General features: G+C 49.0%; 19 protein-coding genes and 1 riboswitch. Of the genes, 18 read left to right on the top strand and 1 reads right to left on the bottom strand.

Going from position 1 to position 19,992, the window contains the following annotated elements:
- Positions 1-137 precede the first annotated feature (137 nt).
- The 10 genes from KJS63_RS00980 to KJS63_RS00935 are packed head-to-tail and all read left to right on the top strand — an operon-like array spanning position 138 to position 10,441.
- The gene (locus KJS63_RS00980) at positions 138-1,658 is read left to right on the top strand and encodes a protein kinase domain-containing protein (RefSeq protein WP_213617575.1); all 1,521 of its coding nucleotides are present in this window, start codon (positions 138-140) and stop codon (positions 1,656-1,658) included.
- Positions 1,658-2,599: an SAF domain-containing protein gene (locus tag KJS63_RS00975; RefSeq protein WP_213617574.1), complete on the top strand. Its 942-nt coding sequence runs from the start codon at positions 1,658-1,660 to the stop codon at positions 2,597-2,599. Before KJS63_RS00980 ends, KJS63_RS00975 begins: the two co-directional genes overlap by 1 nt.
- Entirely contained in the window at positions 2,596-3,309 is a 714-nt protein-coding gene (locus KJS63_RS00970; RefSeq protein ID WP_213617573.1) for a hypothetical protein, read from the top strand. The genes KJS63_RS00975 and KJS63_RS00970 overlap by 4 nt, the downstream gene beginning before the upstream one ends.
- On the top strand, positions 3,306-4,127 hold the full coding sequence (locus KJS63_RS00965) for a CpaE/TadZ family protein (RefSeq protein ID WP_213617572.1): 822 nt from the start codon (positions 3,306-3,308) through the stop codon (positions 4,125-4,127). The genes KJS63_RS00970 and KJS63_RS00965 overlap by 4 nt, the downstream gene beginning before the upstream one ends.
- Positions 4,128-5,918 (top strand): ATPase, T2SS/T4P/T4SS family, encoded by a 1,791-nt coding sequence (locus KJS63_RS00960; protein WP_213617571.1) that lies wholly within the window; start codon positions 4,128-4,130, stop codon positions 5,916-5,918. It begins immediately after the preceding gene.
- Complete coding sequence (locus tag KJS63_RS00955; RefSeq protein ID WP_213617570.1) at positions 5,908-7,986, top strand: hypothetical protein; 2,079 nt, start codon at positions 5,908-5,910, stop codon at positions 7,984-7,986. Before KJS63_RS00960 ends, KJS63_RS00955 begins: the two co-directional genes overlap by 11 nt.
- 29 nt (positions 7,987-8,015) lie before the next feature.
- Positions 8,016-8,501: an ABC transporter permease gene (locus KJS63_RS00950; RefSeq protein WP_213617569.1), complete on the top strand. Its 486-nt coding sequence runs from the start codon at positions 8,016-8,018 to the stop codon at positions 8,499-8,501.
- Positions 8,501-8,896, top strand: a complete 396-nt coding sequence (locus tag KJS63_RS00945; RefSeq protein WP_213617568.1) for a hypothetical protein — start codon at positions 8,501-8,503, stop codon at positions 8,894-8,896. Before KJS63_RS00950 ends, KJS63_RS00945 begins: the two co-directional genes overlap by 1 nt.
- A gap of 11 nt (positions 8,897-8,907) precedes the next feature.
- The gene (locus KJS63_RS00940) at positions 8,908-9,459 is read left to right on the top strand and encodes a hypothetical protein (protein ID WP_213617567.1); all 552 of its coding nucleotides are present in this window, start codon (positions 8,908-8,910) and stop codon (positions 9,457-9,459) included.
- Positions 9,446-10,441 (top strand): hypothetical protein, encoded by a 996-nt coding sequence (locus KJS63_RS00935; protein ID WP_213617566.1) that lies wholly within the window; start codon positions 9,446-9,448, stop codon positions 10,439-10,441. Before KJS63_RS00940 ends, KJS63_RS00935 begins: the two co-directional genes overlap by 14 nt.
- Before the next feature lie 161 nt (positions 10,442-10,602).
- Here KJS63_RS00935 and KJS63_RS00930 read toward each other — a convergent pair whose 3' ends face one another.
- Positions 10,603-11,952 carry a lytic polysaccharide monooxygenase gene (locus tag KJS63_RS00930; protein ID WP_213617565.1) on the bottom strand — a complete coding sequence of 450 codons (1,350 nt, stop codon included), beginning with the start codon at positions 11,950-11,952 and terminating at the stop codon, positions 10,603-10,605.
- A 565-nt stretch (positions 11,953-12,517) separates the two neighbouring features.
- On the opposite strand from KJS63_RS00930, the gene KJS63_RS00925 reads away from it, so the two are divergent.
- The 8 genes from KJS63_RS00925 (at position 12,518) to thiE (ending at position 19,796) form a co-directional block, all read left to right on the top strand.
- Positions 12,518-14,071, top strand: a complete 1,554-nt coding sequence (locus tag KJS63_RS00925; RefSeq protein WP_213617564.1) for an ABC-F family ATP-binding cassette domain-containing protein — start codon at positions 12,518-12,520, stop codon at positions 14,069-14,071.
- Positions 14,072-14,174: 103 nt separating this feature from the next.
- A riboswitch (TPP riboswitch) is annotated at positions 14,175-14,282 on the top strand.
- A gap of 178 nt (positions 14,283-14,460) precedes the next feature.
- The gene (locus KJS63_RS00920; protein ID WP_213617563.1) at positions 14,461-15,114 is read left to right on the top strand and encodes a thiamine phosphate synthase; all 654 of its coding nucleotides are present in this window, start codon (positions 14,461-14,463) and stop codon (positions 15,112-15,114) included.
- Entirely contained in the window at positions 15,111-16,241 is a 1,131-nt protein-coding gene (thiO, locus tag KJS63_RS00915) for a glycine oxidase ThiO (protein ID WP_213617562.1), read from the top strand. Before KJS63_RS00920 ends, thiO begins: the two co-directional genes overlap by 4 nt.
- Positions 16,238-16,441 (top strand): sulfur carrier protein ThiS, encoded by a 204-nt coding sequence (gene thiS, locus KJS63_RS00910; protein WP_068617472.1) that lies wholly within the window; start codon positions 16,238-16,240, stop codon positions 16,439-16,441. Before thiO ends, thiS begins: the two co-directional genes overlap by 4 nt.
- A 2-nt stretch (positions 16,442-16,443) precedes the next feature.
- Positions 16,444-17,211: a thiazole synthase gene (locus KJS63_RS00905; protein ID WP_213618290.1), complete on the top strand. Its 768-nt coding sequence runs from the start codon at positions 16,444-16,446 to the stop codon at positions 17,209-17,211.
- A complete protein-coding gene (locus KJS63_RS00900) occupies positions 17,208-18,287 on the top strand; it encodes a MoeB/ThiF family adenylyltransferase (RefSeq protein ID WP_213617561.1) in 1,080 nt (359 codons plus the stop codon). Before KJS63_RS00905 ends, KJS63_RS00900 begins: the two co-directional genes overlap by 4 nt.
- A gap of 23 nt (positions 18,288-18,310) precedes the next feature.
- Entirely contained in the window at positions 18,311-19,132 is an 822-nt protein-coding gene (gene thiD / locus KJS63_RS00895) for a bifunctional hydroxymethylpyrimidine kinase/phosphomethylpyrimidine kinase (RefSeq protein WP_213617560.1), read from the top strand.
- 10 nt (positions 19,133-19,142) lie between these two features.
- A complete protein-coding gene (gene thiE, locus KJS63_RS00890) occupies positions 19,143-19,796 on the top strand; it encodes a thiamine phosphate synthase (protein ID WP_089153607.1) in 654 nt (217 codons plus the stop codon).
- The last annotated feature ends 196 nt before the right edge of the window (positions 19,797-19,992 follow it).

The following is a 19,992-nucleotide window of genomic DNA, read 5'->3' as shown; positions in this document are numbered from 1 at the left end:
GTTGAACTATACTAATTCCAATATTATACAAAAGGCCGCTTAGGGAAAGTATTCCAAGCATCCTTGGTCAGGTAACATAACTGACCCGGGAGCATGGATGCTTTCCCTTTTTGTTGTCCTTGAAAGGGGGAGAGTTGTTGCAGTTTCCTTCAAAGCTTATGCCAGGCGCAGTCCTTGGGGGCAGATATCGTATTGAGAAGCGGGTTGGCAGCGGAGGAATGAGCCATGTCTATTGTGCAACCGATCTTAGGTTACAAGGGAAGAAATGGGCAGTCAAAGAGACCGTAACGGTTCCGGAACAGTATGCCAATCTTGAGGAAGAAGCGGAGCTGCTTATCAGGCTGAACCATTCTAGGCTTCCGCATATCGTGGATTTTTTTCCTCCTGATCCGGAGGGTTACACCTATTTGATTATGGACTTTATTGAGGGTCTTACCCTGGAGCAGCATATGATTCAACGTTTGGAGGGAATGACGGATGCGGAGATATTGGGAATCGCGGAGCAGATATGTGAAGGTCTTGCCTATTTGCATCAGCATGATCCTCCGGTGGTATACAGGGACCTTAAACCTTCCAATCTGATGATCGACCGGTTAGGCGGTATCCGGTTCATAGACTTTGGAATTGCCAGACAATTCAAGGAGGATCAGCCTGAAGATACGGTTAAGCTCGGGACGGTGGGATTTGCTGCGCCTGAACAATATGGAGGAAGGCAGACCGATGCGAGAACAGATTTGTATTCACTGGGAGCGCTGCTTCTATATTTGATAACCGGCGGGCAGGAGAGCGAATGGAGGCAGGAAACAGATCAGAGGCTGAAGAGCCCATCAGGACCTGCCCGCTCTCCGGAGCTACTTGCGATAATCAGGAAGCTGCTTCAATACGAGCCGGAGCAGCGGTATTCCTCGGTACAGGAACTGCAGGAAGCGATGCAGACCCTTGTCTTGAAGTACTCCGATTCCAAACGCTCTGGGTCTGGAGCTTCCGACCTTTCCAGAACCAGAGTGATCGCCATTATGGGCGTATCGGGTGGGGTTGGGTCTACTCATACCGCGATTATGCTGGGCTACTCTCTGCAAAGGCATTTCAAAGAGGTGTGTCTGCTTGAGCTTTCGGATAAATCAAACGCATTTTCCAGACTCCAATCCTTGACTGGCAGAAAGGATGAAATAAGCGGACAGTCCGCTGAGCGCCACTTCACTTTACAGGGAGTCAGGTACTGCCGGAGGCCCAGCCGGATGGAGATGCTGGAGCTTATCTCGGGTGAGGACGGGCTGGTCGTGCTTGATTTAGGCAATGACCGCAGTAAGGAGGCGTTCGAGGAGTTGATGAGGGCGGATATTTCGCTTGTTATCGGCTCAGGTGCTGAATGGAGGTTTCAGGATCTGGTTGCTTTTTGCCGGATGTCCTCCGCATATCCGCACAGCAAATGGATCTATGCTGTACCCGCCGTGTCTTTGGAGGTGATTCATCACCTCAGGAGGAAGTTAGGCACTTCGAGACTGCTGCCGATTCCATTTGAAGATGATCCTTTTCAGCCCAGTCCGGAGACCGTACAAGCACTAGAGAATTTATGCCGTCCGATACTCCAGGCCCAAAAGCCCGGGAAGCGGTTTAAATTTAAATTTCACCGAAAAATGTGGGGAGGAAGAAGTTGATGTTACGACTGAGGCAGCGGACCAGACATTTGATCTATTCGGCATTAGCTGGTGCAGTCACAGCTGGAATTTTGGCCGGTACCTGGATTTGGTCCCTCCAGAATCAAAGTCAGAGGCAGCAGGAGGCAGGGGAAGCCCGGTACCAGGCGGAGATCAGCCGATTGAAGCAGGAGCAGGCTGGGAAGCGAATTCAGGGCTGGATTCCTGTACGTGATATCGATGCTGGAGAGAAGATGGGGGCGAGTGATCTGAAGCTTATCGAGCTTCCTTCGGACCGGGCGCCCGCCGATTATGTTGTGTCCAAAGAGCAAATTGAAGGCAAAATCGCCAAGGTGGCGCTTAGAAAAAGCACCCTGATCACGGATTCCCTGCTGTATGAGGAAGAGCCCGCAACTGACGATCTTAGGAACCGGGAGATCAGCTTTGTGAAAATTCCGTTTGTGCTGAAAACCAAGGATGTGATCGATGTGAGGATTCAATTCCCAACCGGCCAGGATTACATTGTTCTATCCAAGAAGAAAGTGAAAGACCTTAAGTCGTCAACTATGACGCTAACCTTATCTGAAGCTGAAATTCTGTCCCTTTCCAGTGCGGTAGTTGACGCATATCTGCATAAAGCATCCATATATGCCTTGACCTATGTGGAGCCCGAACTGCAAACCTCTGCGATCCCGACTTACCCGGCGAATCAAGAGGTGCTGAAGCTCATTGCGAAGGACCCGAATATTCTTAAGCGTGCGGAGCATGGGCTTAGCATCACCTCCAGGGCGCTGCTGGAGAAGGATCTGAGTGCACTGACCCCTCAGACGGCATCGGAGTTTGAGGGTAAGCAGTCCGAATACCATGAGGCTTCAAGAGAGGCGGGGACAGCGGTAGCGCCCGGTTCGAATAAATCGGGAGACCAACCGATCGAGGCGAATAACAAGGAGGAAATCAGGTGAAGCATTGGATATTTATCGGAGCATGTGATAAACGGGAGCTTCTGATGTATCTGGGAAGAATACTGGCTGCCAACCGGAAGAGGGTTCTTCTTGTGGATACCTCTAAGGAGCTGAGATACAGGTATGCCATGGGGATGGAATCCGACGGGCTTCCGATTGCCGAGTTTTGTGGTATGGATGTGGCCACCGGATTTGCGGACTCGCTGGATTTGTATCGTGCGCTGGATGAGGGTGGGGAGTCAGAGCTAGCTTATGATTATATTTTGTATGACATGGATAACGGTTCATTCGGCCATAAGGACCTGTGGGAAGGGGCTGACGAGATTGTTTGGGTGACGGGCCTAGGGCGGTATGCTTTGGAAAAAGGCAGAGAACAGTTTGTATCGCTGCTGGAACTGTATCCTGATCTGGTCGGAAGGAGAGTCAAAAAGGTATACATGCACAGTGTAGACAGCCAGCTGACTGATGAATATATTTCAAGCTTTGTCAGCAGCCTGCCGATCTGCTGGGAAGCCAAAGCCGTCCGGATACCTCTGGATGAAGGGAATGTGGCGGTCAGGTTGGAAGGCGAACATGCAGGCACGATTGAGATCAGGAGAATTACGCGCGCATATAAGCGGGTTCTAATAGAACTGGTAGAAGAGCTTACAAAGTGGGACAGAGGCTTGACACGAAAAGCTGTCCGGTACGCGGATAGGAGGAGAGCATGAGCACAGTCACTTTTTGGGATTATGCACATAGTGGAACGGCGGAAATTGCTGTATCTCTAGGAATTATAACCGCTATGGATTATAAGATTAGGATATTGCTGGCCCAGACTGGAAAGAGGGGAACCGGCATTGATGAGGCATTTAAGCTTCGGAACCGCCAAGAGGGTCTATTGTCTGCTTTCAAAGATCAGGGCATGGACGCCCTGCTTCGAATGGCATCTGCTGGACTGCTTCATCCGGGCAATATTTCCGATTATACAGCTTCACTTATTCAGGGCAGACTTGACTTGGCTTACGGTCCTGAGTTTGGGGGAGCAGGACTGATTTTGCACAAGGAAGAAGGTGTACAGCATCTGCTGCAGACGGCAAATGCCTGTTATGATCTGCTGATGTTGGATACTCCGCTGGATGGCTCATTTGCGGAGAGCGCTTTGAAGACGGGCGACGTTGTAGTTGTTGTCCTCAAGCAGAACATTCGGCAGTTGGAAACCTTTTTTGAAGAGGCCAATCAGAGCTCGCTGCTGCAGAGCCGGCCGTATCTTATCGTTATTACGAATTACGATGCAGATCAGGTCATCTCAATTGCCAATATCCGGCGCAGATTCCGGTGGAAGAATCCAATACTTGGTGTCCCGTACAATCGAGAATTTGCTAATTCATGGAACACGGGACAGGTCATGGCTTTCTACCAGCGGCTTGGAATCTCTCGCCCGAAAGGGAATGCCGCCCACTATATTGAGAGCATCCGTGCCCTGTCTGCCCGGCTGATTGGGATGATGGACTTAAATGCGGTGCCCTGTTCAAATAGGGGGGCGTAGATGGGGGGTTATCTGAATCTGTTCATCATAGGAAGCATAGTACTGCTCTGTGCTGTATATCCTGCTGCAAAACTGTGGACCGCAAGCCGCCAGAACTCGCCAGAAGAAGACTCTGATGATTATTTTGTATTGAATAATCTTACACAGATCATCAAACTGTCCCTTCACCAGTTAAGCCGGGCGCAGCTTCAGGACTTGTATTACGGGGAGGAGGAGTACCGGAGAAGACAAAATCAGAGGACAGAACTCCGCAGAGCGCTAAAAGGATGTGTGTCAGGTGATGCCGCTGACAAGGCTTACGTGAAGGTTAAAATCGCACATTTACTCCAGACTACCTGCGGCATAAATGAGATTAATATCAATAAGGTCATACCGTTCGAGGATACCCATCTGCTGTCGGTACAAGATCAGTTCGAAATCCTCCTGTATTTATACAAATCCAGTCATGGCGATCAGGCCATGAACACTCTAATTGAGACCTATGAGCTCGATCGGATTAGAGGGGATCGGCAGGGGGAGGAGCAAAGGTTTGAAATTACTGCCGAGGATATTGAACATGCCTTTTATTTAGAGTACAGACCCCTGCTGTTCCAAGAAAAGCTGGATATTATTGTACAGCGAATCTATCAGCAGTATAAAGGCTTCTCTGTGGCAGATGAACTGCGGGATCAGCGAATTGACGGGATAAGCGGGGGAGTCAGCGGTGTTACTGAGCAGCCGGGGGTATTATTGACCAAGGAGCGGACAGATTATTTTCCGGCAATGAACATGAATGAGAATAACGGGCACATACCCAGGAACTTTGAGAGTGTCTGGATTTTCTATAAAGGAAAGTCAATCCGCCTATCCTTTCTCTCCTTCGGAAGTGAAAGTGAGCTGAAGAGAGTCTGTCAGAACATATATAAATATAATCTTCCTGGCCAGCTGTCGGAGACAACCGGTTATAAAGTAAATGAAATGAAGGACGGGTCCCGGGTAGTCGTGGTCAGACCCCCTTTTGCGGAATCATGGGCATTCTTCGTACGTAAGTTTGATGTTAAATCTGCGGTTCTTGAACAGCTGGTTCGAGGTGAACATAGTGAGCTTCCAGTCCAGCTTCTCAAATATCTTATGAAGGGCAGCCGGATTACCGCAATTACCGGGTCTCAGGGTTCAGGGAAAACAACCCTTCTTATGGCAATGGTCAAGCATATTTATGCCTCATATACTTTGCGGGTGCAGGAGATGTCCTTTGAACTGCATTTAAGGAATTTGTACAGCAGCCGAAATATTCTAAGCTTCCGGGAGACTGATTATATTCCAGGCCAGGAAGGGCTTGATCTTCAGAAGAAAACAGACGGGGCCGTGAACATTTTAGGTGAGGTTGCAACGGATGAGGTGGCGACCTGGATGATCCAAATGGCTCAGGTAGCCAGTTTGTTTACCGTGTTTACCCATCATGCTAAGACTTTTGACGGTCTTATACAGTCCCTCCGCAACTCCTTGCTCAAATCCGGAATGTTCCGGAATGAGCAAATGGCAGAAAGTCAGGTTATCAGTGTGATTGATTTCAATATTCACCTTAGGGCGGATATGGAGGGGAACCGTTATATTGAACGGATTACCGAGTGTGTAAAAGACGATGCATCCATGAGCCGGAATATCATTGAGTATCATAATGGCTGCTACATCCCCGCCGGTAAGCTTTCAGATCGCTGTCTGCAGGAGATGAGGGATCAAATGACCCCAGATGACGCAAGAAGCTTTCAGTTATTTCTAAACAGACATTGGGGTGATCAGATTGGAGCTTAAGAGCTGGCTGATCTGGATTGTGGCAATATCGGCGGCGGGTTTTGGCATCGTTGTCACAGTGATTCAATTATTGGGACTAAGCAAAAAGAAAAGGCAAAGCCCATTTACTGTTGTAGAATCTCCGAATGCCTCTGCGTGGGCCCGCAGTTTCAAGTTGTGGATGCTATCCTTGTATGTCTTTAGCATGAAGGTTCCTTTACTTCGTACCTACTTAAGCAGGGTCCGAAAAAGAATTGCAGCTATCAATCTGTATGATGAGTTTAAGCTTCGGTTTCATACAATGGCGGCAGGAACAGCTGCGATATTAATTTTTGGCCTGAGCATAGGCGTCTTGTTTAGTCTTAATCCCGATTGGCTGTACTTGTTGACGCTTCTTCTTACGGTCATCGTATTGAACAATGTGTTTGTGGATTCATACATTAACCGGATCGAGAAGAAGCTTCTCCAGCAAATGGCTAATTACCTCACCGAGGTCAGACACGCCTATCACCGGCACGGAATCGTTGAAGAAGCTCTTACAGAAGCTGCTGAGGAATCGGAAGAAGAGATTGCCAGGCACGGATATGCCATTGCGGATGCGCTGGTCTCACCAAAGCCTGAAGAGGAGCTGGACAAGTATTATCTGACTTGTCCCAGCCGCTTTCTGAAATCATTTGCCGGTATTTCATATTTAATTATGGAGTACGGGGACAGGGTGAAGAAGGAGGGCTCGATTTATCTGAAGGCGATCAGCAGCCTATCCCAGGAGATCCATCTGGATATGTTAAGAAGAACTAAGCTCGACTATCTGCTGCGGGGGCTTCATGTGATTGCATTGGTTCCTGTTTTTTTCACCAAACCTATTGAAGTATGGGCGCGAAGCAGCTTTCCGCTAATGGAGGATTACTATCTAGGCAAATATGGATTAATGACCAAACTTGCGATTTATGTGTTAATTATCGTTTCTTATGTTTTTCTGCAGAAATTAAGCAGTCTGGATGAGAAATCAAACCGGTCCGAAGGCACAAGAACAGGCTGGGAGCAGAGAATATATGAGATGAGAGGTATTAACGGTTTGTGGAAGGCATTAATACCGGGCCGAAGGTCGTCAGGATATGAGCGGGTAAAAAGACTGATTGCCGACACAGGACATAGACTTACCCCAGAGTGGTTTTATGTTCGGCGGGTTCTTCTTTTTGCCGGCGGGTTCTTGGCCGCCTTCCTGCTGAGTATGTTTCTGCATTCTACCGAGAAGCACCGGATCTTGTCCGAACCTCCAAAAAGCTCGGTGGTTTTTGGGGCAATCTCACAGGAAGAAGCACTTAATAACAGTAGAATTACGGAGCAGGATCGCGTTTGGATTGAGCATTTTGGGAATATGAATGACAGGAATGAAAGATATCAGATGATATCACGGATGGTGGCTTCTTCGGAGTCAGCCAAGGCGCTTACGAAGGATGAAATCACGGCAACTGTTAACCGGCTGATGGATAAGATGGAGCGGTTACGTGATGAGTACTTGAAATGGTGGGAGCTGCTGCTGGCTCTGGGTATTGGATATTTAGGTTACTGTCTCCCTTTGTGGCTGCTGTATTTTCAGCGGAGAGTTAGGGCGATGGAGATGAGGCACGAGGTATACCAGTTCCAGACTATGATTACGATTTTAAGGGAGATGGACCGTATATCTGTGGAGGAGATTTTAGAGTGGATGTGCTCCTATGCGGCCGTATTTAAAAATCCGATAGAGAAGTGTCTGCTTCATTATGATTCTGGAGCCGAGAGTTCCCTCCTCGAGATGAAGGAGGAGGCTGGCTTTCCTGAATTTCAGCGATTGACGGACAAGTTGCTGCTAGCTGTGGAGAAAATCCCGATCAGCCGGGCTTTTGATGATTTGGAAGGCGAGATGTCCTACCGCTTTGAACAGCGCAGGCTGGATTACGACAAGATGCTGGACAGCAAGGCGGGATTGGGCCGAATGATCGGATTTATCCCGATGTACTCCCTTATATTTATGTATTTAGTCATCCCATTGATCTGGATGAGCTTTACCCAGATGAGCCAGTATTATGAGCAAATTCAGAAGCTTTAATTATATACCAGTTGGAGGTTAATTAATTTATGAATAATGCATCTACAGCATTAAAGGTGGCGGCAGGGATCTTTCTGACAATTGCCCTGATTACGATTGTTGTCATCTTGTTCATTTCCGCTCAAGAAGCTACGAAAACCGCACAAAACAATTTTTCCGATATTCAGACTGAACTGGCCCAGGCATCATTTACTGTATACGATGATACCTCAATCAGCGGGTCTCAAGTTGTTAATGCCATCCGTAAATTTAAGGATAAAGGCCAATTCGGTATTAAAGTACATACAGGAAAAAATAAAAGCGGGGTATGGTACGGTTCATCCTTGAATGTGGTGGATGCTTCCGACGGCAGCTACGGTTCAGTAATCGGAAAAAGCGATACAGACGCCGGTGTCTCCTGGGACGAGACGAGTCCGAATTATGTAAATCCCAGCGGAAAGTTCAGGGCCCAGGTTGTTAAAGACAGTTCAAATGTCGTACGGGGCTTAATTTTCACTCAGACTACGGCTAAATAATGCTTGAGAGTACGAGGCGGATCATTTGGCTTGCGGTTGGCGTCTCCCTGTGGATAGGAGCGCTTGTGTTCACCTGGACGGGAATAAGGCATACCGAGCAGCTGCTGGATGCCTCGGGAATACGGACTCATCCACAGGTGAGAAGCCTATACGAGAGTCCATCAAATATAACAGAGAGTGAACATTATACAGGTGCCCAAATCATCTGCTTTGTTCAGGATTCCGCGAACGATTCCATAGGTCTTGAGCTGGAAGGGCGTGTATACCCTAACCGTTCCGATGAATTAAAGGCAAGCCTGATACAGCAAATCCAATTGGACGGTGTATACGGGGTCAGCTACAGCTGGGGAGCTTCGGGCAAGGTAGTCCATATTGCATTTCATAAAATGAATTAAGGGGAAGCAGTATGTTTAACTCTATATCCAAAATACTCGCAGCCTTGCTTGCCGTTATGCTGCTGTATCTGGTCCCTGCAATGCAGCAGGCTCAAAGGCAGGAGGACATATCATTGCTAGAGGCATATAACAGCCTCACAGAGTTTGTGGACTCTGTACGAAATAAGGGATATATTTCGCCGGTAATGTATGAGGATTTCAGGCGGAGTCTCGGGGGAACTGGGGAATTCTATGAAGTTGAGCTGGAGCATCGGCATAAGACATATCATCCTGAGTATGCCGACCCGGCGGACAAAACAACGTTTCAGCAAGATTATTCTATTCATTATGAGAGTCATTATACGGATGAATTGGAGAGGACCATATTTCCGGAGAAAGCTTTAAGCAGGGAAGATCTGAGCCGAAAGTATAAGATGGAAGCAGGGGACTATTTTACAGTTAGCATTCATCGCAAAGGTCTTAGTCCATTAACCGTACTAACCAATTTCCTTTATAATTCAGCCCAGGGTGCTGATGCGGGCCCCTTGCATTACGGGGGAATGGTGTTAAATGAAGATTACTGATCTGGCAGTGGTTTTTATCCTTATAGTCAGCCCCTTCTTCTGGATAAATTCAGTGCACAGCCATAACAGATTGGAAGCTCAGCAGCTGAGCATGCGGTATACTTCTGCATTAAGGACCGCTGCCCAGGATGGAGGAAGCAGGCTGAACGAAAACGCGCTTCAGGAATACGAGCCGGGTTACGCTTCAACCAAGTTTTTTAGAGCGAATAAGGAGAAGGCGCTGGACTCTTTGCTGTGTACGTTATATATGAACTTCGGTATAGGAGATGACCGGGCGGCTCAAATGGCCCTTCTTACGTATATCCCAGCTGTTGTTGTAATTGATTATGACGGGTACTACATCTACAGCTTTCATAGCTTTCAGAGTTCGGAAGGTGAGGAGTTAGGGGATTATCGCTGGACATCCAAAAAGCCATATGCCTTCTCGGATCAAGCAGGAAATATCGTTCACTTCACATTGGATGAACACATTGCTGTATATCAGGCGTCAGAAAAGAAATGGTTGAAGGGAAGCCGGGATCAACTCGATGAAGAAGGTTCGATTCCACTGCTTCGGGACAAGGATTTGTTTGAGGCGAAAAGACGTACCGTCATTGTTCAGGCTATTGAGGAGGATTTAGCCCGAGTGATGAACAGTCATAATCGCTATGCGTCCAGACTGGGCGTTGACTATACCTTTACCCTGCCAATTATTCCAGGAGAAGAGTGGATCAATACTCTGAATGATATCGGCCTCCTTGTATTCCTCCAGGGAATCCCTATTGGAGATCAGCATTACAATAACTATGGGCTTGGCGGAGGCCGTCTTCTTAAACGGCCGGTAATCTATGGAGGTACTCATCCTGTGAACGGGCTCAAATACTATTATAGGGATACCTGCAAGCAGGAGTTCAAATTGGAGGAGGTATTTACCCACGAGCGGGAAGCTGCTGCTAAGGGTTATTACGAACCCAGGTGCCCCAGTCAAGGAAAAACAAAGTAATAATTGAGAAAAAAATTAGATAAATGTTATAAGACAGTTCGCTGCCCGGTTGCAGTGGTCAGAGTTGAAGTCAATAAAACACCCCTAAGCGTGAAAAGCCTAAGCTCTTCAGCACTTGGGGGTGTTGTCATTACCGGGTTAATAGGTTATTTCAACCTAGGTTATTTCAGCTTCCAGAGGGCTGGAACATTGGATGGCTCCCAGCCAGCGAGGGAAGTATGAGGCTGAAGGCACTCGTATACAGAGCCGTTATAAGTAACAAGTGATCCAACTGTATAGGCTGTGTTAACTGCCCATGCCGGAGCAGCAGAAGCATCAGCAGTCTTGCCGGTTACCGTGCTCGCTGCAGATTGGTTGCCAGCAGCATCAAAGGCATGGACTTTGAAAGTGTAAGATGTATTAGCAGTCAGGCCGGTGACATTATAGCTTGTAGTTGTGCCAGAGACTGTAGCTACCAGGGTTGTACCTTGATAAATACGGTAGCCGGTAACGCCTACATTATCAGTAGAAGCATTCCACATGAGATTGATGCTGGAAGAAGTCGGAGTCCCCATCACATGAAGTCCGCCTGGAGCTGTTGGAGCCACAGTGTCATTGGCCGGAGGAGCATCCGTAGCTACGTTAAGAGTATTGCTTGCAGCTGAAAGATTTCCTGCGGCATCAACGGCCTTTACGCTGAACGTGTAGGCTGTGCTAGGGGTCAGACCGGTTACATTATAGTTCAAAGTTGAGCCAGATACATTAGCAACGACATTGGAGCCATTGAAAACGCGGTATCCTGTCACGCCAACATTATCCGTAGAAGCGCCCCAAGACAGAGATACGCTTGTTGCAGTTTTGGAAGATGCAGTCAGTCCGGTTGGAGCTGTAGGAGCTTGAGTATCGGTAGGGTTGCTGCCGCTGAAGTTAACATCAATTACGTTGTAGAAAGCGTTTGCTGTGTCAGCGATGTCCCATACAGCCAGGATAACATGGTATCCGCTGCGGGCGGGTACATTACAAGTATCTGTGTAAGAGGTTGGAGGCTGCTTGCCGCCATAGTTTACAGAGCAGAATGGAGTCAGGTCGAAGGAATCACGGGTCAGGGCTGCGTTTGGATTCCAGTTTGCTTTAGTGATGTAATATTTCCAGTTGCTTGTGGCATGAGCCGCAGTAAACTTCCAAGTAAAGGTGTTCGTACCGGAAGAAATGTTCACTTTAGTCCAGCGGGATGCCGATTGCTCATCAAGCTTAGGGAACGCTCCGCCAGCACTGGCGATTTTGCCGTCAGCAGGCCCTGCTGCAGGAAAGCCTTTTGGAGCTTCCAAGCTCTGAGGTTCGTACACGATAGCGCCACAGTCGGTGTTCTGGCCAGACTTACACAGAGCGGCACGGCTGGCAGGCCCTTCAACGTAGCCGTGTGCGGATGCTTTGTCCGACAGCAGAATCATGAGGGCTACGGAGAACAGGGTAAAGATAACGACAGCGGCAAGTTTGGATACGGGTGATTGGGATAAACGGATGGATGTCATAAGTTACCTCCTTCGAATTTGGGTTTTTGGTATTGCTGAACGAAGTGTTCTGTTGTCACTCAGATGCGGGTTGACGCTAGAATTACGTTCAGGCTGGTATTGGTATGAATGGGGGATGCCTCAGCTCCTCTCTCTAAATAGAATTTATATAAACTCCTAAGAGTTTATATCAGAAGCAGGTGAAGATTTGAGTGGAAATTACATAAGCATCGAATAACGACATAAGTTGTAAGCGAATACAAAACGTTCGAAATAAAAAGCAACTATATATACAAATATGTAAATAAGGGATTATTTGGATATTAGTTACATAGCAATTGTAACACAAATTTACCAATTTTAAGAGACATTTTTGATAGATTTTGATAAATAAATCGAAGATCTGAATTTCCTGAAGATGTTGTTGCATTTTTATAATGAAATTTGGCTTATGAGGGCAGTGACAGCTGATTAAATTTTGAACACCTTGTTTCAGAAAACCTGGTTCTTATGCTAAAATGAAATCTTGAATGTCCTTTAATTGAGATAAAATTATTAATTATACAGATAGGAGCAGTACTTTTTTATGAGCTTATTAACAGTAGAGAATGTCTCCCATAATTTCGGGGACCGCACATTGTTTAAAAATGTCTCTTTCCGCCTGTTGGCCGGAGAGCGCGTGGGTCTGGTGGGCGCAAATGGTGTGGGGAAATCCACACTGATGAATATATTGACCGGGAAGCTGCTTAAAGACAGCGGCAAGGTCGAATGGACTCCCAAGGTCCGTTATGGATATTTGGATCAGCATTCCGTGCTGACTCCGGGCAAGACAGTACGAGATGTGTTGAAAGATGCTTTTCTTCCTCTTCTTGAACTTGAGAAGGAAATGATGGAGATTACGAACAAGATGGGAGATGCCACGCCTGAAGAGCTGGAAGAGCTGCTGGTTCAGATGGGTGACATCCAGGAGCAGCTGGATATCGGCGACTTTTATCTGATTGATGTTAAGGTTGAGGAAATGGCGAACGGTCTGGGTCTATCCGCGATCGGCCTTGACCGTGATGTGTCAGCCCTTAGCGGTGGGCAGCGCACCAAGGTGCTGCTTGCAAAGCTGCTGCTGGAGAAGCCAAATGTGCTGCTGCTCGATGAGCCTACCAACTATCTGGATGTCGAGCACATTCAGTGGCTGACGAACTATTTGCAGAACTATCCTTATGCCTTCATGCTGATCTCCCATGATACGGAGTTCATGAACAAGGTCGTTAATGTCATTTACCATCTTGAATTTGCCAAGCTTACCCGTTATACCGCCAACTATGAGAAATTCCTGGAGATGGCCGACATCAACAAGAATCAACATATTGACGCTTATGAGAAGCAGCAGGAGTTCATTAAGAAGCAGGAAGACTTCATTCAGCGGAACAAAGCCCGCTATTCCACTTCGGGTCGGGCAAAAAGCCGCGAGAAGCAGCTGGAGCGGATTGAGCGTATTGACAGACCTGAAGAAGCTGCCAAGCCGACATTTGGTTTCAAAGAGGCCAGAGCGAGCGGAAAAACGGTGTTTGAAGGCATTGATTTTGAAATCGGTTATACACACGCACTGCTTCCAAAGATGTCGATGATTATCGAACGCGGGGACAAAATTGCAATTGTTGGCTGTAACGGTGTGGGTAAATCAACTTTGCTCAAAACAATACTTGGCAAAATCAAACCGATCAGCGGAAAAATCTATCAAGGTGATTTTCTGTTCCCGGCTTATTTCGAGCAGGAGGTCAAGGCTGAGAACATCACTCCGATTGATGATGTATGGAATGAGTTCTCCCACCTTAACCAACACGAGGTCCGTGCGCATCTTGCCCGCTGTGGTCTCAAGAATGAGCATATTACCCGGCCGCTTAAGGCGCTTAGCGGGGGAGAACAGGCAAAGGTCCGTCTTTGCAAGCTGATGATGCGCGAGACGAACTATATTCTTTTTGACGAGCCTACCAATCACCTGGATGTCGTTGCGAAGGAAGAGCTGAAGCGTGCGCTTAAGGCATTCAAAGGGACTGTGATCCTTGTCTCCCACGAACCTGACTTCTATGAAGATTGGGTGACCAAAACCTGGGACGTGGAAGCTTGGTCAACAAAAAAAGCCTGATTAAAGCTTAACTCAGGTGTAACTCACACTTGTGAACAAGCTTGTTCATGAAATTAGGGTTCAATCTGTTTCCAAAACATGTTACACTGTCATTAACTTAATAGTTACACACTAGGGGGGCCAAATTCGGCTGAGATGGAAGCTTTAAGCATCCGGACCCTTTGCACCTGATCTGGGTTATACCAGCGTAGGGAAGTGGTAATCGTGATGGAACCAGCATTCCACCAGCTTAGCTTAGCAATGCAAGTCATTCAAGCCGGTGTAAGGTGGTCCTCAGAGCTTAGCTTCATTGCTTTGATATACACGTTCAGCCGCTCTCTGCGAGAGCGGCTTTTTTGTGCGCTCTTACAGGCTGCGTTCAATTTATACCGATGGAGAGGAAGCAGCGTATGAACGGTCTGCCTAAGTTTCATGTCATTTCAGATGGAACGAAAGATGTGCCTGAACTTGTTCGGTATGCTATCGCCATTTATCCATATCTTGATGCTTTTCATCTTAGGGAAAAGAGCTGGAGTGCTCATAAGCTGTCTTATGCGGTGGAACAGCTCCTTGAAGCCGGGATGCCTGCGGGCAAACTGTATATCAATGACCGGGCAGATATTGCCAAAGCTTATAAGCTCGGTGGTGTGCAGCTGGGCAGGAAGAGCCTTTCCGCAATCCGCGCCAGGACTGTGGTAGGCAGCCGTACAATGATCGGACGCTCCATCCACAATGCAGAAGAACTGCTGGAGGCGGCCGGTCAGGGAGCAGATTATTGTATTTATGGACACATTTATCCGACATCGTCGAAACAAGGATTAACCGCAAGGGGGCTGCATCAACTTGCTAACCTGTGCGGGCCATCGGCTATTCCGGTAATTGCAATTGGGGGAATCACCCCCGGCAGAGTATCGGAGGTTCTTCAGGCAGGTGCCGATGGGATTGCCGTGATGTCGGGCGTTATGGGCTCGCCAGATCCGGCTGGGGCAGCCGGGCAATATCGGCAGGCATTGCTTAAAGAGACCATCGGTGGTTTATCACGAGAGGAGTTGGAGAGAAAATGAGCAGCAGATATGACGCAGTCATCATCGGCGGCGGAGTAATCGGGTGCTTTCTTGCTTATCAGTTAACCAAGCGGGGCAAGAAGGTCGCCCTTGTGGAACAGGGGGAGTTGGCTTCGGGGGCTTCCGGGGCGGCAGCTGGCATGCTGGCTGCGGATTGTGAGCATTTCGAGCATCCAGAGCTTAAGAGCATGGCCCGGCTCAGCCGCGATGCTTTTCCTTCCGTCATCCGCGAGCTGCGGCAGCTTAGCGGTATCGACGCTGGTCTGAACGAGCGGGGGTTCCTCGTTCCGGCAAGAGACGGCCAAGAAGCGGAGGAGCTGCATGCTGTCATGCTGGCTGATTGCTCCGGCGAATGGTGGAGGCCCGAGAAGCTGCAGGCGGCAGAGCCTGCCCTGTGCAAAGCACTTCATGGAGCGGTTTACAGGGCAGAGGAGACCCAGCTGCTTCCTGGCAGACTTACGGAAGCTCTAGCGTACAGCGCTCAGAGCAAAGGAGCAGAACTCCTGCTGCAGACTAAAGCTGCGGAGATTCGTGAGATCAACGGCTCGGTTCAAGGGGTTATGACATCCAGGGGATTCCTGGAGTGTGAGCAGGCTGTACTTGCCGGGGGCTGGCAGATGGACCAGCTGCTTCAGCCATTGGGGCTAACGCTTCCCCTTGAGCCGGTTAAGGGTGAGATCGTGGAGGTCCATTCCGAATCACCGCTGCTCACACATACGCTGTATGCCCGCAATGTGTACATCGTTCCCAAACCAGGAAATAAGCTGTGGCTTGGAGCAACCAGTTATCCAGGGGATCGTTCGTCTGGAGTTAGGGCTGACAGCGTGCATAAGCTGTTAAGCGCAGGCTCGGAGTACATACCTGAAATCCGGTTCAGTCAATTTATCAGAGCCTGGTCTGGACACAGGCCGAAGACACCCGACGGACTTCCGTATCTGGGTGGATTTTCAGGGATTCACGGACTTTACGCTGCAGCCGGACACTACCGTAACGGAGTGCTGATGAGTGCGGTAAGCTCAAGCATCCTGGCTAATGTAATGGAGGGAATTGCCCCACCCGGGATCAATCTTGAGCCCTTCAGTCCGGACCGTTATCAGAGACAGAGGGAAGGGGAAATGGTGCTGTGAAGATTCGGATCAATGGTCAGATCATGACGTTAGACCAGGAAATCAGAACGGTGCACGATCTTCTGGAAAGCTTGGATTTGGGTGTCAAAACCGTGGTGGTGGAGCAAAACCATGACATTCTGCACCAGGATCAGCATGAAGAGGCTTTATTGTCGGATGGGGATTCCATAGAAATTGTACATTTTGTAGGAGGCGGTTAATGATGTTAACAATTGGATCACATGAGTTCCACTCCCGTTTGCTGCTGGGAACCGGAAAGTTTGCTGACTTAGATGTACAGGGGCAGGCGGTTGAAGCCTCCGGGACGGAAATATTAACCTTTGCGGTACGCAGATTGAATCTATCCAACCCGCGTGAGGAGCATTTTCTCGAACGCCTTGATTTGAAGCGTTACACACTGCTGCCGAATACAGCGGGTGCCGAGAACGCAGAGGAGGCGGTGCGAATAGCCAAACTCGCGAAAGCATCCGGACTTTGTGATATGATCAAGGTTGAGGTCATCGGAGATCCCCGTACGCTGCTTCCTGATCCGCTGGAAACCTGGAAAGCGTGTGAAATACTCCTTGAGGAAGGATTTATAGTTCTACCTTATATTTCTGATGATGTTATTCTGGCCAAAAGACTTCAGCAGCTCGGTGTGCATGCCGTTATGCCGGGAGCTTCACCCATCGGGGCAGGACGTGGGATCGTCAATCCGTTTAATCTTGAGCTGATTATTGAACAGGCCGAGGTGCCGGTGATTGTGGATGCGGGCATTGGTTCACCAAAGGATGCCGCTTATGCCATGGAGCTTGGAGCGGATGGTGTGCTTCTCAATTCGGCCGTTTCGGGTGCGGCTGATCCAGTGAAGATGGCTGAAGCGATGAAGCTGGCGGTACAGGCCGGACGCTTGGGGTTTGAAGCGGGGCGGATTCCGGTAAAAAGATATGCTGCGGCAAGCAGTCCGCAGGAAGGGATGATTACAACATGAATGAAGAGGAACGCGGTTCTGCCGGTTCAACCGGGAGCACAGACAGCAGGTCAAGTGCAGACCGCTATTCCAGACAAGAAAGATTCACTCCCATTGGCAGGAACGGTCAGCTGAAGCTGTTGGGAAGCAAAGTCCTGATTGTTGGGGTGGGCGCGCTCGGCACCGGGATTGCGGAGACTTTGGCCCGCGCGGGAGTGGGACATCTAGTGCTCGCGGACCGTGATTATGTGGAGTGGAGCAATTTGCAGCGTCAGCAGCTATTCTCTGAATCTGACGCGGCAGCAAGGCTGCCAAAGGCTGTAGCGGCCAAGGAGCGGCTTCTCGCGATCAATTCGGAAGTTACAGTAGAGGCCTTTGTCATGGATGTGACCTTGCAGGAGATTGAGGATTTGCTGCCTGGGGTCGATTTGATCCTGGACGCCACCGATAATTTTGATACCCGTCTCCTGATTAATGATATTTCCCAGAAACACCGGATCCCTTGGATTTACGGAGGGTGTGTTGGCAGTTATGGGATTACATACACCATTCTCCCGGGAGAGACTCCTTGTCTGAACTGTCTGCTTGGCGCAATTCCCCTGGGTGGGGATACTTGTGATACAGCAGGCATTATCCCCTCTGCGGTTCAAACCGTGGTGGCACATCAGACCACAGAGGCATTGAAGCTGTTAACCGGCAGCAAAGAGGCGCTCCGGGGAACCTTGCTCTCCTTTGATTTGTGGCGTAATGAACAAGCATCGATTAAGATCGGAAGTGCCAGGAAGATGGATTGTCTCTCCTGCGGCCCAGAGCGGACTTATCCTTATTTATCTTCCGGGAACTTACAGAAGACCGAGGTGTTGTGCGGCAGAGATACTGTTCAGATCCGCCCGCCTGTTCGCAGGGAGATTGACTTGAGCAAGACAGCGGAATTGCTCAGCCAGCTGAATGAAGGGGTGGTAGAACGCAATCCATTCCTTGTCTCGCTGACGATGGGCGATAAGCGGCTGGTGCTATTTAAGGACGGGCGCGCCATGGTTCATGGAACCAAAGATATCACGGAAGCTAAAACGATTTATCATCGGTTCTTTGGTTAATTAGCAAAGGAGGGCGGTCAGATATGAGTATACCGCGCGTGTTAACCATTGCCGGTTCGGATTCGGGAGGCGGTGCCGGCATTCAGGCCGACCTCAAAACATTTCAGGAGCTTGGCGTCTACGGGATGAGTGTCATTACTGCCGTGACCGCCCAGAATACGGTTGAGGTATCCGATGTGTTTCCCGTGCCCCCTGATACAGTTAGACGGCAGCTTACTGCAATTGGAGAGGATCTGGGACCCCATGCCGTGAAGACGGGCATGCTGTACAGCTCGGAGATCATTGAAGCGGTTGTACAAAGTGTGAAGCGGTGGGAATGGCGCAACCTGGTGGTGGATCCGGTTATGTTGTCCAAGAGCGGGGCCTCTCTTCTTCAGGACGAGGCTTTAGATGATCTGGTTCACAGGCTGCTCCCGTTAGCCCGGCTGATTACGCCAAATCTTCCTGAAGCCCGGCTGCTCAGTGGTGTGGATATAGTCGATGAAGACTCCATGAGGCTTGCGGCTGAGCGGATTTCCCGCTTTGGTGTCAGCGGTGTGCTGATCAAAGGCGGGCATTTTCATGAGGAAGGTGAGACTTCCCAGGATTATTTGTTTACAGGCACTGAGGAATTCTGGTTCTCCGGGCCCCGGTACAAGACAAGGCATACACATGGAACGGGGTGTACATTGTCTTCGGCTGTAGCATCCGGATTGGCACAGAGACTTTCTGTTCAAGAAGCTGTAGCTCTGGGTAAGAACTTCATAGAGGCGGCAATCAGCCAACCGATCAGCATGGGCGCCGGGCATGGACCGGTGAATCATTGGGCATACCGGAACAGACTGGACATCGGAAGGATGAGATAGCTTGAGTCAAATGAATAGAGACTTGTTAAGCTTGTATTTGGTGATGGGCAGTTCAAATTGTAGGGGGCGAAGCCCTGTTCAGGTGCTTGAAGCAGCCATCCGGGGCGGGATTACATTGTTCCAATACCGGGAAAAGGGAGTGAGGTCCCTTCACCATACCGAGCGTTTAATGCTGGCGATGCAATTAAGAAATGTCTGCCATCATCACGGAATCCCCTTTATTGTTAATGATGATGTGGGGCTTGCGATTCAAATTGGCGCGGACGGGGTGCATTTGGGGCAGGATGATGGGGATCATGCGATGATCCGCGAAAGAGTGAAGCATATGATCTTAGGCGTGTCCACACATACTGTCGAAGAGGCTAGGGCCGCAGCTGAGCTTGGAGCGGATTACATTGGGGTTGGTCCTATTTATCCGACCCTCAGCAAGATGGATGCCGAAGAAGCCAAAGGACCATCTATTCTAAGCAACATCCGGAGCAGCGGTGTTACGCTTCCTATGACGGCCATAGGAGGTATTAATGGCGAAGTGGCCTCCGAGTTAATCCTGGCTGGTGCGGACGGCATTGCTGTGGTATCAGCCATTGCAGGGGCAGCGGACCCGGAAGCCGCAGCCAAGCGGCTCAAGGAAGCTGTGCAATCGGCAAAAGCCGATCTCCATTAAGCCTTTTAAATTGGTGAGTACACCAAGGGTTCGCGGTCAAACGGAAGTATGGTTGTATAGTCAAGCCGCATATATTTCACTAACAGCTAATGTTTCTTAAGATGGAGGATTGGAGTTATCCAGGAACGCTTGAAGGATAACCGCCGCCTGAGCCGATATTCATATTGAGAAATTCATGCTTAAGAAATCCATACTT

The sequence above is a fragment of the Paenibacillus sp. J22TS3 genome (genome assembly GCF_018403205.1).
Classification (GTDB): Bacteria; Bacillota; Bacilli; order Paenibacillales; family Paenibacillaceae; genus Fontibacillus; species Fontibacillus tuaregi.
This window is presented reverse-complemented; position numbering and strand designations above follow the sequence as displayed.

Bases quoted from the DNA above. Each gene is read 5' to 3' on its own strand.
- KJS63_RS00975 (WP_213617574.1), top strand. From the start codon at position 1,658: ATGTTACGACTGAGGCAGCGGACCAGACATTTGATCTATTCGGCATTA.
- thiE (WP_089153607.1), top strand. From the start codon at position 19,143: ATGAATAGAGACTTGTTAAGCTTGTATTTGGTGATGGGCAGTTCAAAT.
- thiD (WP_213617560.1), top strand. From the start codon at position 18,311: ATGAGTATACCGCGCGTGTTAACCATTGCCGGTTCGGATTCGGGAGGC.
- KJS63_RS00920 (WP_213617563.1), top strand. From the start codon at position 14,461: ATGAACGGTCTGCCTAAGTTTCATGTCATTTCAGATGGAACGAAAGAT.
- KJS63_RS00940 (WP_213617567.1), top strand. From the start codon at position 8,908: ATGTTTAACTCTATATCCAAAATACTCGCAGCCTTGCTTGCCGTTATG.
- KJS63_RS00950 (WP_213617569.1), top strand. From the start codon at position 8,016: ATGAATAATGCATCTACAGCATTAAAGGTGGCGGCAGGGATCTTTCTG.
- KJS63_RS00925 (WP_213617564.1), top strand. From the start codon at position 12,518: ATGAGCTTATTAACAGTAGAGAATGTCTCCCATAATTTCGGGGACCGC.
- KJS63_RS00935 (WP_213617566.1), top strand. From the start codon at position 9,446: ATGAAGATTACTGATCTGGCAGTGGTTTTTATCCTTATAGTCAGCCCC.
- thiO (WP_213617562.1), top strand. From the start codon at position 15,111: ATGAGCAGCAGATATGACGCAGTCATCATCGGCGGCGGAGTAATCGGG.
- KJS63_RS00960 (WP_213617571.1), top strand. From the start codon at position 4,128: ATGGGGGGTTATCTGAATCTGTTCATCATAGGAAGCATAGTACTGCTC.
- KJS63_RS00905 (WP_213618290.1), top strand. From the start codon at position 16,444: ATGTTAACAATTGGATCACATGAGTTCCACTCCCGTTTGCTGCTGGGA.
- KJS63_RS00930 (WP_213617565.1), bottom strand. From the start codon at position 11,952: ATGACATCCATCCGTTTATCCCAATCACCCGTATCCAAACTTGCCGCT.
- KJS63_RS00900 (WP_213617561.1), top strand. From the start codon at position 17,208: ATGAATGAAGAGGAACGCGGTTCTGCCGGTTCAACCGGGAGCACAGAC.
- KJS63_RS00945 (WP_213617568.1), top strand. From the start codon at position 8,501: ATGCTTGAGAGTACGAGGCGGATCATTTGGCTTGCGGTTGGCGTCTCC.
- KJS63_RS00965 (WP_213617572.1), top strand. From the start codon at position 3,306: ATGAGCACAGTCACTTTTTGGGATTATGCACATAGTGGAACGGCGGAA.